The organism is Apilactobacillus kunkeei (assembly GCF_005930975.1).
GTDB lineage: Bacteria > Bacillota > Bacilli > Lactobacillales > Lactobacillaceae > Apilactobacillus > Apilactobacillus kunkeei_E.
The window spans coordinates 18408-31175 of the sequence record NZ_VBSE01000033.1 but is presented as its reverse complement, the minus strand read 5'-3'; the positions used below and the strand labels follow the sequence as shown (position 1 = coordinate 31175).

Here is a 12768-nt window from a genome sequence, read left to right as displayed (position 1 = left end):
TATAAAGAGTGCTAAAAACAATCTATAAACGTTGATATATAGGGATTTGTTTTCTATAAAAAATTAAAAAAAGATATAAAAAAGACGATTCTTTTATCGAATCGTCTTTTTTGATCAAACTATTTATTTAAACATTGCACCGTAAGCCCAACCAATAAATTTACCTTGGTAATAAGCCTTGTAGTAATACTTCTTCCAGCCATCTTTCTTAGCTCGTTGGGTAATTTGTACTGGAGTATAAGCATATCCGGTACCGTAATTAGTAACGTGAATATCAGCGAATCCACTGTTACCAACGTGGTTGTAGAAGTTCACCTTTGGGTGCATTCTAACAATCTTAGTTGCATGGTACTTGGAATAAGTAACGTTAGCTACTAATCCATTGGTGTTAATCCAACCCAATACCTTACCGTTTTTTAGAACACGGTAGTAAGTACGACCATTTGATGTATTCTTTGCTACTGAGTTGATAGTAACCCTCTTAGTAGCGTAAGAATTACTATGATGGACGGCCTTAGTTATTTTCTTGTATCTGTTATCACCAGGTACGTGATTATAAATCTTCAAACCAGTACCACCAGCAATTGTCATTGATCTATTAACAGCAGTGTAATTAACATTCTTAACTGCAGCCTTTTTCTTTGGCTTTGTAGTTGATGCTGTATTTTTTGTGTCGTTGCTATTGGTGTTCGCAGCTTGTTTGTTAGCTTGGCTGGACGCATTATTTTGCGCTGCTCTTTGCTTCTTATTTACCTTCTTAGAAGATTGATCACTCTTTGGAACTGTAATCTTTGGTACGGCAGTAGGGTTAGTGGCATCGGCAACATCCCCAATAAACCAGTTAGCATCCTTGGATGTAAACATACTTGCATCTAGGTTTTTACCTAATGCATTTGAATGGAATTTATCTGTAAATTGCCATAGAACATGTTCTCTAGCGGGTTCATTGTTTTGGTATGCGGCTAACCAATAACCGTCATAGTTTGCGACTGAACTGGCGGCATTTTGCACCATAAAATTAGCATATGAATAGAATAAAATCTTACGTTGACCAACCAATGGTCTTAATGCTTTCAACCATGCATCAGTTGATTCATTAGTTCCACCAGAAGTAACTGTTTGTGATTCATAGTCATTTACGTAAAATCTTGCTTTTGGTGCACGACTGTATAGCACTTTAGCTTCATAAGCTGCATCGCTAGGATTTTCGTATTGACTAAATGAGTATACCCCGTATGGGATGCCATATTTGTCCATTAGATCACGATTGTGTTCAAATGTCTTATCAGCATAGGCACTACCATATTGCACTCTTAAAATAACGAATGGCACTTCATTTTTTAATTGTTGTGCTTGGGTATCTGTAAGATTACCTTGCCATTCTGACATGTCATAAACGGTGTTAGATGTGTTAGCGTTACTTGCATCAGCCATTGCTGGTACAGAGGTGCTAGCAAGCATCAAACCAATTACGGCAACAATCGGAAACCATAATCCTTTTTTTCTCATATAAAGATATAAAGAAATTAAAAAATTAGTTTATATCTTATACACCTCCTCTTATCGTTTTATCATTATTGCATATTGTAACAGAGCCAGAGGGGGAAAAGAAAGCTAATTTCATATTAAATTTTAGAAAATCTTTGTAATATTTAATTTTTTATAAATTAATATTCACTGTAAAAATCGATCCAGTTGGGTGATTATCACGGACATGAATTCGCCCATGGTGTTGGTCGACTATCCATTTAGCAATTGATAGCCCTAAACCAGTTCCACCAGTCTTGGAATTTCTAGACTTGTCTGTACGGTAAAATCGTTCAAAAATACGTGACTTATCCTCGTCAGGAACGCCATTTCCTGTGTCAGAAACCACAATTTTTAGATTGCTGTGGTTCTTTACAATTTTGACGGAAACGGTGCCGCCCTTTGGTGTATATTTCATCGCATTATCAATTAGGATGACCACCAATTGTTTAATCAAGTCGGCATCGATATGACCAGTACCATCGACAACAATGGTGTCGACAAAAGACTTATTCTGACTAGTAGCAATCTCATTGAATGGTGATAAAACACCTTCAAAGAACGGTTTCAATTCCACGTCAGAACGTTGAGCTTGCACGATATTAGAATCAGAACGAGCCAGCATCAATAGTCGTTGAGTTAATACCTTTAAATGCTTAACCTCTTCTAGTGTTGTCGATACTGGTTGAATCTGATCAACAACTTTATCATTTGGTTTAGTTAGCAAGAATTCCATTTGGTTTTGAATAACCGTCAATGGCGTTCTCAATTCATGAGCAGCATTGGAACTGAATTCCTTTTGTCTGTGCCATGAATTTATGATTGGTTTCATACTCGACTTAGATAGATAATAAGCTATTAAGATTGCAATTGCCCAGAAGAATATCAAGGTAACAATCAATGCCTCAACGAAACTGTGTAAAGCAAGCAAATCAGCATCAATATTTTGCAAAATCAATACATAATTACCTGCATATTCGGGATTGGTGTTATCGTCTGACACCTTTAATAGAATCCCTCTAAACGTGGTCACATAGTTATTAGACCACAGAGTAATTTCCTCGACTTGGTTTAGTTTTCTATTCTTAACGGTCAACTTACTTAATAGCTTGTAGTTTCTTTGGCCAAGCATCCCTCTATTAGAGATAATTCCCTTTTTATTGAAAACAATCACATTAGTCTGGAAATCACTGTTGTTATAGTTGTTAAACGGATTAAAACCTCCGGGACGCTGATTAACACTCAACGGGCCTTCATTAGCATAAGCGTTTCTTTCAATGCGTTCCTTTTGGCGGTTTAAGCCAGCATCAATGTTGGAGTAAATCGACTTTTGGAAGAAGAAGTAAACAATTAAACCTAAAATCGCAAATAAAATCGCAAAACCAATTAATTCCTTAATGAACAACTTAATTTGTTGTTTGTGTTCTAAGATGCGATCTCTCATTGATTGGATCCTTCTAGCATGTACCCAACATTTCTTAGTGTCTTGATTGGGTTTTCTCCAGAAATTTGCTTAATCTTCTTTCTCAAGTTACTCATATATACCTCAACTACCGATAATGAAGTTTCAGAGTCAAATCCCCATAAACGATCAAAAATTTGGTCCTTAGTAATAATCGTTGAAGGATTTTGCATAAAGTAAACCAATAGGTCGTATTCTTTTCCGTTTAGCTTCAATTCTTGATGTTGATATTCAACATAGTGGCGACTCAAATCAACATTAAATTCGCCAACTGACAAAGTATTGTTATTACCAAGACGACCTGTTCTCTTTAACAAGGCCTTTACACGAAGGATTAGTTCTTCACGATGGAATGGCTTAGTCAAATAATCGTCGGCACCTAATTCAAACCCATGCACCTTATCAGCCATGGTGTCCTTGGCAGTCAAAATTAAGACGGGCATATCAATTTCATCATCTACTCGCCAGTGTTTTAAAATGTCGTATCCACTTACTTCCGGTAACATTAAATCTAAAATTGCGATGTCATAGATGTTGTCTTGTCCCATCATTTGACCTTCAAAACCATCGTTTACCACCGTGGTGTTTCCGATTGGTGATAAGAACTGAGCCACACTGGCTGCTAAGTTTTCGTCGTCTTCAACGATTAAAATATTTAAACCATCCATGTTAATCATTCCTTTCGATTTCAATTGATTTTCGTATTTAAGCTAAGTTTATGATTGCTTTAAGATTAGTTTAATTTTCTTAAACTAGACTTAAATCATTCCAAAAAAGGAAGTGCCCAACCATGATAAATATTTTGCGGCAGTTTTTTAAATTCGGAATTGTTGGTCTTATCAATACTATTTTAACTTATCTTATCTATTCAATGTTGTATAAAGCAACTTCTCCTACTTTTGCAATGGCGATTGGATATGGTATCACGTCGATTATTGGTCTAACAATTAATCAAAAGTGGGTATTTAAAGCCAATCATGACTGGATGATCGTCGTCAAATACTACCTTACTTACTTTCTAACCTGGACGTTAAGTATTTTAGTGACCGAAGTGGCAAGTAATTATTTCCACGTTATTGCCAGCATTATCCCCCTAATCACGCTTCTAGTCACTACTCCTACCAACTTCCTATTAAGTAAATATTGGGTATTTAGAAAAAATGAATTAAAGGAGGCATCTGCCAATGAATGAACCGACAGACAAGAAGCCTAACTTCTTCCAACGACATAAAGTCGATTGGGTGTTAGCCATTATTCTCCTAATTGCATTAGGCTTGTACGGTTACGGAACATGGAAAACTGGTTCTGCCAATGACTTCTATACTTCCGCCATCACTAGTATGACCCAGAGTTTTAAAAACTTCTGGTATGCCAGTTTTGATCCAGCAGGATACATCACTGTCGATAAGCCACCTGTTGCCCTATGGTTCATGGCTATCTCAGCTAAAATCCTAGGTGTTTCAAACTTTAGTGTGGTACTACCATCAGTATTATTCGGTGTCGGATCCGTCTACTTAATGTATCGACTAGTTACTCCCTACTTTGGTCGATTCGCAGGTAGAATTGCAGCGTTAGTAATGACTATTACCCCCATTGTCGTTGCTGACTCTCGTACCAACAATATGGATGCTACTTTAATCTACTTCCTATTGTTAGCAATCTGGATGCTACAAAAATCCATTAACAAGCACAACATGTTCTGGTTAATCGGAAGTTTTGCTACCATCGGATTCGCGTTTAACATTAAAATGCTACAAGCTTTCATGATTATTCCAGCAATGCTTATCTTCTACTGGTTAGCATCAAACGATTCATGGAAGAAAAAGATTGGTAAGTTGTCACTTGCCACAATTGCTTTAGTTGTATTCACCCTATCATGGCCACTATCAGTTGATATGACATCAGCTAATAACCGTCCATATGAAGGTGGATCACAACATAACTCAGTATTAGAACTAGCATTTGGGTACAACGGTACTCAAAGATTACTAGGTCAAACTACTGGTACTGGTGGTGCTTTCAAAGGTATGGGCGGTAATTCTTCTAAGAATTCTAAGCAACCTACTGGAAGCACAAAAACCAATAACAACATGACTCCACCAAGTGGAAAGATGGGTAATTTCAATCCATCTAAAAACATGAAATCACGTGGTAACTTCCCTGGCGGAACTCATCGTGGTGGTATGAAGATGAACGGTAAAGGCGGTATGGGTGGTGCCGGTGGTGCATTTAACATCGGAACTGCTGGTCCACTTCGTCTATTCCAATCAGCTCTAGGACCACAAATCAGTTGGTTGCTACCATTCTCCATCATCGGTATGATTGCCGCATTCATCGGCTTCGCTGATCCTAAGCGTAAATGGTACCAACTTACTACTCGTCAAAAACACACTGTTTTATGGACAGGTTGGTTAGTGCCAGTCTACGGATTCTTCTCCGTAGCTAGTTTCTTCCATCCTTACTACACCATCATGTTAGCTCCCGCCATTGCAGCTCTTGCTGGACTTGGGTTAGCAGCTATGCTGGACTTGTTTAAACGTTTCGGTCTAAACAATTACAAGGCATACTTCCTACCACTAGCAATCGTTGTTACTGCCGGACTACAAGCATGGTATGTCTCAAGCTACTACGCATGGTTAAGTGTCTTAATCTTAGTTGTAGCAGTTATAGCAAGTATCTTATTACTTGTATTTAAAGCTAAACCTGCCGGAAAGGCTATCGTTATCATAGGGCTACTATCAATTGCTGTAGCACCTAGTTTCTGGTCATTAACTCCAACTCTTGCTAAAGAATCTGCAGCCATTCCTACCGCTGGTCCCGATCTCTTAACCAGTGGTGGTAATAACTCAGGTGGAATTGGTAACGGAACAGTTAATACCAAATTGTTGAACTATTTAACTAAACACCAAGGCAATGCCAAGTACCTATTCGCAACCGCAGATTCTGGCACTGCTGCTCCATATATTATTAAAACCAAGAAAGCCGTCATGGCAATGGGTGGTTTCAATGGAACTGACCCTGCAATGACATTAAGCAAATTCAAGCAATTAGTAAAATCTGGACAAGTTAAATACTACCTAGATGAAGGTAAGTCTGGTTCTACTAATAGCACTATTGTTAACTGGATCAAGAAACATGCTAAGAAGGTCAGTGCTAGCGAATATGGTGGTTCATCCAGCACTACTTCTTCATCCAACTCAATGAACTTCACCATGAAGAATGGTGCATCCGCTAAGATGGCCAAACCAAGTGGTAAGCAATCAATGAATATGGGTGGTGGACCATCTAACATGAGCAACGGTACCTTATATGACCTTTCCAGCATTTATTAATCTGGAGGTGTCTCATGCCAAATAAAATTAATAAAATCTCCATTGTTCTCCCCGTTTACAATGAAGAAGATGGCATCAAAAACACCATCGAAGTTCTAGAAAACTTCGTGGAATGCCAAATTGAAACTTACGAAATTATCTTTGTGGATGACGGCTCTGTCGATTCAAGCGTAGATATTATCCGTCACGCACAATCACAATACGAAAACATTAGATTGGTCGAATTTTCAAGAAACTTCGGTCACCAACTAGCAATTACCGCCGGTATTAGATATGCCAAAGGTGATGCGGTTGTCGTCATGGATGCGGACTTACAAGATCCCCCATCTGTAATCCCTAACATGATTGAAAAGTGGCAGGAAGGCTTTGACGTTGTCTATGGAAAACGCCTTATCCGTGAAGGCGAATCTTTCTTCAAACGTTTCTCTGCGAAAGCCTTCTACCGTGTGATGCATAAAGTCGCCAACGTTGATATCCCCCTTGATACTGGTGACTTTCGCCTAATGGATCGTAAAGTGGTTGATGCACTTTCCAAATTAAACGAACCTGAGCCATTTGTTCGTGGCCTAGTTTCATGGGTTGGTTTTAAACAAACCGCCGTAACTTATGAACGACAAGAAAGAAATGCGGGAGTCACAAAATACCCCCTAACTAAAATGATTAGACTAGCGTCTGATGGAATCACCTCATTCTCCGAAATCCCCCTCAAGATAGTAAATTATACCGGTTCCATCAGTATTATCGCTGGAGTCATTTATGGATTAATCACCATCTTTACTGGTATCTCGACACTTACATTTGCAATCTCTTTAATGTGTGTCCTATCAGGAATGATCATGCTTGCGCTGGGCATAATTGGTGATTATCTATACCGCACTTTTGATGCTTCCAAACATCGTCCTCAATACGTCGTTTCTAACTCTTACGGATTTAATAATCATCCTGGAAACATCACCACGATAAAGAAACATCATGGCTAAAAAAACCCCTCGACAATATGTCGGGGGGATTTTTTTGCATTTGTATAGAACAAACGTTCCCAAAAGCATAGAGAAACCGCATCATATCTGATAAAATAGGGTTATTATCAAAACAAAAAGGAAGTTTAGACGTGAAAATCTGTCACTTCATTCGTCGATTTATATGTATCCTAATCACATTAAAAATTATCGACATTGTGGTAGCCATGATTCATATGAAAAGCATTTATAGTCCAGTGACATCACTGTGCATTGCATTCACTTTGCTTATCATTGAATACTGCATACTACCAAAATCAGAAAAACACTTTATCAAAACAATTAAGAACAACATCAGTAGACATCAAACATATACGTTTAAAAAAACGCCTGTCGTTTCCAAACAAATGACGTATCAAAATCAATCTGTAGATATCTCTAGACAACAATATCAAGCTCAAGCAACGCCTTATCTAAACGAGCTATCAATTTTGCAACATCAATTAGAAGATACAAAGGAACGAATTGAGTCACAAAAGGCTTACCGTAATCAGTTAAGCAAGCAAATCAATGAGTTAAACATTAAATACCAACAACTAAATGAGTTAACTTCAAAACACGATAGTCTGATAAATGACATCAAACGCCTTCAAGAACAAAAGGATCAACTTGTAGATGCCCATGTGACCGATGAATACCAATCATTTATGGATTACCAGTCCAAACAAAAATTAGCAATGATTGATAACTTTGATGGTTATCAATTTGAAACCTTTACATGCGACCTACTCAATGCACTTGGTTTCTCAGAAATTAAACGCACTCAGGGAAGCAGCGATTTTGGTGTCGACGTTTACGCCAAAAATGGTGACACCAGCTATGTATTTCAATGCAAATTATATGCCAGCCCCGTTGGAATAAAGGCCGTTCAAGAGGCCAACTCAGGACGTAGTTACTACAATTGCAAGAAGGCTGTAGTTATTACCAACAGCTACTTCACACCTCACGCCATCTCAGCGAGCGAGAAGTTAGATATCGACCTATGGAACCGTGATAAGCTAGCTAGTTTAATTGCTGAAGCAAATGTGTGACAATGTGAATGCAGACTAAATGTTAAAATTTTGACTAAAGTTTCATTTTTTTAAATCTTTTTTAGCGAAAATAAGTTATTATATTCATTAAATTACTTAAAAAAACTAAACATAACAGGTATAATGTAGACATTATACAAATTTTATTAAGAAACGGGGAATGTTCTGTTGGATAGTGGTGTGATATTCTTTCAAATCATTATTGTATTAATAGCTTTCTTCTTCGCCGCATACTTTGTTGCCTGTGAATTTGCCCTAGTGCAAACCCGATACAGCATGTTAGAAGAAGAAGAAGAAACCAAGGGTAAGTCAAAGAAACTTGCTCGTGAAATGCACATGCTAACTAACCTAAATGACTATTTATCAACCACACAAGTGGGAGTTACCGCCTGCGGTATCCTAATGGGGTGGCTTGGTGAAAGTCTTATCGTTGATGCCATCTTTGATGTTTTAGAATTAAAGCCCGGCATAGTTGCTCAAAGTACAGCACACGCCGTGGGTAGTGTTGTTGGTATCTTTATACTAACTTATCTTGAAGTTGTAGTTACTGAAGTTGTTCCTAAGAACATCAGTATCGCTATGCCAAGAAAAGTGCTTGGATATGTTGCTACATCACTTCATTACTTCCACACTATCTTCTATCCTTTCGTATGGGCTATCAACGTCAGTGCCGCTGGTGTTGTTAAGTTAATGGGTCTTAAGATGACAGATGAAAGTGATGAATCAATGTCACAAGCTGAAATCCTAAGCATCTCAAAGGAAGCCGTTGAAAATGGTGATCTTGAAAAATACGATTACTTATACATGCAACGTGCCTTTGACTTTAACGATAAAGTTGCCAAAGACATCATGATTGATAGAACTCAGTTGACTGTTATGGACATCAATACTCTAGTAGACGACGCCATTACAGTTTACCTACAATCAAAATTCAGTCGTATCCCAGTTGTTATCGATAACAATAAAGATAACATTTTAGGTTACGTTTACTGTTACGACCTTATTCGTCAATCAAGAGTAAACTCAAACATCCCAGTTGAACGTTTAATTCGTGATATTGGAACTGTTCCTGAAACAATGAAGATTACTGAAGTGCTTCAAAAGATGATTACTATGAGAACTCCTATTGTTGTCGTAGTTGATGAATATGGTGGTACTTCAGGTATTATTACTGATAAAGATATTTATGAAGAACTATTCGGTACTGTTCGAGACGAAATCGATCCAGCAACCAATGAATACGTCTTCAAACAACCTAAGGGCACTTACCAAGTAAGTGGTAAGATGACTACCTATGATTTTGAACGTTACTTCAAGACTGAAATCAAAGACTTCAGCAAATCAGATAGTGTTACCCTTTCCGGTTACTTTATCGACAATAACCCAGGTATTCAAATAAAACCTGGTACTGAATTCAAGGTAGATACTTTCACATTTAAGGTATTACATTTTGAAAATTCATTTATTGATTTATTCGAAGTAGACGATTTACGTGATAACCACGAGGCTATGGCTGAAAAATCATCAGAAGAACCAAAAGATGAAGAAAGTAAAGACTAATATATAATTTTTAAATCTGTTAGAATATATTTCTAACAGATTTTTTATTTTGCCTTGAAAGGAAGCTAAACATTGAAACCAATTAGAATCCTATATATTTCAGTGGCTGGTAACACACGTAACTTTGTGACCAACTTACAAGAATATGCTGAAACAATGCATAATGACAACGAAAGTAACCCATTAATTGAATTAAAAGAAATTACCGATCAATCAGACTTTGCCGATGAAAATAGTAACTTCTTTGCGTTTGTCCCTACTTACTTAGATGGCGGCAACGGTATTGATAATGGCGTCAAAGAAATGATGACCAACACACTAGGCGAATACATTGACTATAACAACAACGCTAAATATTGCATTGGGGTTATTGGTTCAGGAAACAAGAACTTCAATGAGCAATACTGTTTAACTGCCAAACGTTACGCTAAACAATTTGACGCTCCATTTGTAACTGACTTTGAACTTCGTGGAACCGATAGAGATGTAGTCAGAGTATATGGCGAACTTAAAAAATATGATGAAAGTTAATTCTAAAAAAGACCAGGAATATATCCTGGCCTTTTTAATTATTTTGCCTCAATTTACTTAAATAAAGACACATTTATATCATATGTCTTTGTTTAAATATTGTTCATATAGTTTATTTTCCTTACTTTCCAAGTCAAATGCAGTTATAGTATCTAATCTGATTAAATTATTTTTTTCCTGCACTTCACCTCCAAAAGTTTTTTGATATCTTCTTTCGTCTAAAACTATATAGTTATTATCATATGCAATTACATTTCCTTTGTGGAATTCTTCATCAATATTTGTGCAAAGTGATACAACTTTTCCGTGACTCAAGAAATTTTGGATAATATCATCTATCTTCATATTCCATATACTTTTCATTTCTTCCTTTAAATTAAAAGGATCATATATATTATTCTTAATATTATTATTGACATAATGCGTAAATACTTTCGTATAGTTAGTATTTGTAGATATTTTAGATATATCGCTTTTTAGTAATAATGTATATGAATCTAAGAGTCCAGAATCATCCAATGTTTCAACCAATATATAATTATTTTTATCCGACACAATGATTCCCAAAATAAAATCTTCAAACTCAAAGTTATCTCTAGATTTGGAATATATCTCTAAAATATCATTATTATAAATATGCATTTTTAGATTGCTATCATTCAAATAAATTAGCCTCCTTACGTATTTATTGAAGAGTTATACATATCAATAGTAATTTTTACTTACTAGGTTTAATTTTTTTGAAATCACTTTTGAATCATTATGCTGACTACAAACATATTGCAGGGTTCATTCATTTTTAATATATTCATACATATATGTCTACTCACATTACTAGTAAAATAAATATTCTAGTCTACCACTTCTGTAAATTTCGAGATGGATATATTACGAGTTTGTTTCATTACAGACTCCCATTTATCAATCAAAAGTATAAATTTACTAACATCATTTAATGTTTTGTCTACATAGTATTTCTTGTTCTTGGATATGTGTGATGCGATTTTTTTATAATTATCGTGCTGAATAGTGGAATATACTTCTATAAAATTATCCACTGTTATCATTAATTTAGTTTTAATATCACTAGAGTGAATGGCAACATAATATGAATTGGATAACTGTTCATTCATTTTCTTAAAATCACTTGATAGTTTAACATCATTTAGAGCGGTTTGCGTAACTTTGGTCATTAACCTCGATAATAATTTAGAATCTCCATACGTAATATGGTTAATCATTTGATACCTATCAGTGGCATATCTGTGAAATACCCTATCATTATGATATAGCATTTTCCAATCAGATTTTCCCAATACAGTGTTATACAAATAATCAGTTCCAGACGTTACATCAGCAGGTGAAACTGGTATATATTGAAAAATATCTTTTAAGGCAAAGTTTCCTGCATCTATATAGTTAGCTTTTCTTTCTGAAAAAATTAGATTACCATCAAAATGTTCTTTTGATCCCAAAATATATTTATTATTAATGTAGTCATCTAATTGTTCATCTGTATAGCTAGGCTTAGATAATGAAAATAACTTTCTAAGTGTATCGATGTCATCCTCTACATCAGAATAATCAATACCCCAAGCTCCTATATAACTGCTACCTACCATCATGCATTTGGGGTCATTTTTAAATGCACATACTTCCGCAATTAGTGGAGTGGTTTCATCCCTGGTTTCTTGAATATACACATCTGAGTCTCTTCGATGAATATATTGAACATTCAAAATATTAGCTATAATTGATATTTTGTTTACCATTTTTCCATAAGAAAAACCTTCCCCTACCAATAATTGGGATAACTCCATATCTAAATAATTTTCTAGTAGATAGTCAAGCCCGTTAACAGGAATATGATAGGAGTTTATTGTCAACTGCCTTATCGATTTCAAAAACTGCTGGTGATTTAATTTAAAATCTATATCATTACCTGAATCCAATAACACAAAGTATATTTGATTACTTTTGAGTAATCCGTTATTAATTACTGCTTTTATATCATTTACTAAACTCTTAACACTATCACGAGCATCTCGATTAGTAGGAATGATATATAGATGCTTTTCATTCGTCATTAAACTAAGCCTCCTTAATTCTTATACTACTAACATTGTAAAAATCATAATTTCCTCGTAAGGAATTATCAAAAGTATCAGAAATTTAACTTGTTTGATTTACGATGATTTCTTTGCGAAAATTTCTGGGTTGATTTTTATGTTCTGTCCTTTGTACCATCCATGAAAACATAATAGTACCATAAATATTTATATATAATACTAAAAGATACTATAAAA

Annotated in this window: 11 protein-coding genes; 6 read left to right on the top strand and 5 right to left on the bottom strand. The window is 35.7% G+C overall.

Translation table 11 applies throughout. The annotated features are described in order from the left end of the window. Positions 1-123: 123 nt before the first annotated feature. The 3 genes from FD688_RS01150 to FD688_RS01140 all read right to left on the bottom strand — a co-directional run bounded on the left by FD688_RS01150 (position 124) and on the right by FD688_RS01140 (position 3657). Positions 124-1509, bottom strand: coding sequence for a GH25 family lysozyme (locus tag FD688_RS01150; RefSeq protein ID WP_138741460.1), 1386 nt, complete (start codon positions 1507-1509; stop codon positions 124-126). A 151-nt stretch (positions 1510-1660) separates the two neighbouring features. Continuing rightward, the gene (locus tag FD688_RS01145; protein ID WP_138741459.1) at positions 1661-2971 is read right to left on the bottom strand and encodes a sensor histidine kinase; all 1311 of its coding nucleotides are present in this window, start codon (positions 2969-2971) and stop codon (positions 1661-1663) included. After that, entirely contained in the window at positions 2968-3657 is a 690-nt protein-coding gene (locus FD688_RS01140) for a response regulator transcription factor (protein ID WP_054449545.1), read from the bottom strand. Before FD688_RS01140 ends, FD688_RS01145 begins: the two co-directional genes overlap by 4 nt. Before the next feature lie 122 nt (positions 3658-3779). On the opposite strand from FD688_RS01140, the gene FD688_RS01135 reads away from it, so the two are divergent. The 6 genes from FD688_RS01135 to nrdI all read left to right on the top strand — a co-directional run bounded on the left by FD688_RS01135 (position 3780) and on the right by nrdI (position 10462). Further along, the gene (locus tag FD688_RS01135) at positions 3780-4181 is read left to right on the top strand and encodes a GtrA family protein (RefSeq protein WP_138741458.1); all 402 of its coding nucleotides are present in this window, start codon (positions 3780-3782) and stop codon (positions 4179-4181) included. Further along, a complete protein-coding gene (locus FD688_RS01130; protein WP_138741457.1) occupies positions 4174-6321 on the top strand; it encodes an ArnT family glycosyltransferase in 2148 nt (715 codons plus the stop codon). The genes FD688_RS01135 and FD688_RS01130 overlap by 8 nt, the downstream gene beginning before the upstream one ends. A gap of 14 nt (positions 6322-6335) precedes the next feature. Then, on the top strand, positions 6336-7301 hold the full coding sequence (locus FD688_RS01125; RefSeq protein WP_138741456.1) for a glycosyltransferase family 2 protein: 966 nt from the start codon (positions 6336-6338) through the stop codon (positions 7299-7301). A gap of 215 nt (positions 7302-7516) precedes the next feature. Continuing rightward, positions 7517-8371 carry a restriction endonuclease gene (locus FD688_RS01120; protein WP_190242854.1) on the top strand — a complete coding sequence of 285 codons (855 nt, stop codon included), beginning with the start codon at positions 7517-7519 and terminating at the stop codon, positions 8369-8371. A gap of 168 nt (positions 8372-8539) precedes the next feature. Next, a complete protein-coding gene (locus tag FD688_RS01115) occupies positions 8540-9931 on the top strand; it encodes a hemolysin family protein (protein WP_138741454.1) in 1392 nt (463 codons plus the stop codon). Between the two features lie 72 nt (positions 9932-10003). Continuing rightward, a complete protein-coding gene (gene nrdI / locus FD688_RS01110) occupies positions 10004-10462 on the top strand; it encodes a class Ib ribonucleoside-diphosphate reductase assembly flavoprotein NrdI (RefSeq protein ID WP_138741453.1) in 459 nt (152 codons plus the stop codon). Between the two features lie 78 nt (positions 10463-10540). Here the strand turns inward: nrdI and FD688_RS01105 are convergent, their stop codons facing one another. Together FD688_RS01105 and FD688_RS01100 are read right to left on the bottom strand one after the other, a co-directional pair. Beyond that, a complete protein-coding gene (locus FD688_RS01105) occupies positions 10541-11125 on the bottom strand; it encodes a hypothetical protein (RefSeq protein WP_138741452.1) in 585 nt (194 codons plus the stop codon). A gap of 188 nt (positions 11126-11313) precedes the next feature. Next, positions 11314-12549 carry a DUF6271 family protein gene (locus FD688_RS01100; protein WP_138741451.1) on the bottom strand — a complete coding sequence of 412 codons (1236 nt, stop codon included), beginning with the start codon at positions 12547-12549 and terminating at the stop codon, positions 11314-11316. Between the last annotated feature and the right edge of the window lie 219 nt (positions 12550-12768).

Bases quoted from the DNA above. Each gene is read 5' to 3' on its own strand.
- FD688_RS01135 (WP_138741458.1), top strand. From the start codon at position 3,780: ATGATAAATATTTTGCGGCAGTTTTTTAAATTCGGAATTGTTGGTCTT.
- FD688_RS01125 (WP_138741456.1), top strand. From the start codon at position 6,336: ATGCCAAATAAAATTAATAAAATCTCCATTGTTCTCCCCGTTTACAAT.
- FD688_RS01100 (WP_138741451.1), bottom strand. From the start codon at position 12,549: ATGACGAATGAAAAGCATCTATATATCATTCCTACTAATCGAGATGCT.
- FD688_RS01150 (WP_138741460.1), bottom strand. From the start codon at position 1,509: ATGAGAAAAAAAGGATTATGGTTTCCGATTGTTGCCGTAATTGGTTTG.
- FD688_RS01130 (WP_138741457.1), top strand. From the start codon at position 4,174: ATGAATGAACCGACAGACAAGAAGCCTAACTTCTTCCAACGACATAAA.
- FD688_RS01145 (WP_138741459.1), bottom strand. From the start codon at position 2,971: ATGAGAGATCGCATCTTAGAACACAAACAACAAATTAAGTTGTTCATT.
- FD688_RS01140 (WP_054449545.1), bottom strand. From the start codon at position 3,657: ATGGATGGTTTAAATATTTTAATCGTTGAAGACGACGAAAACTTAGCA.
- FD688_RS01120 (WP_190242854.1), top strand. From the start codon at position 7,517: ATGAAAAGCATTTATAGTCCAGTGACATCACTGTGCATTGCATTCACT.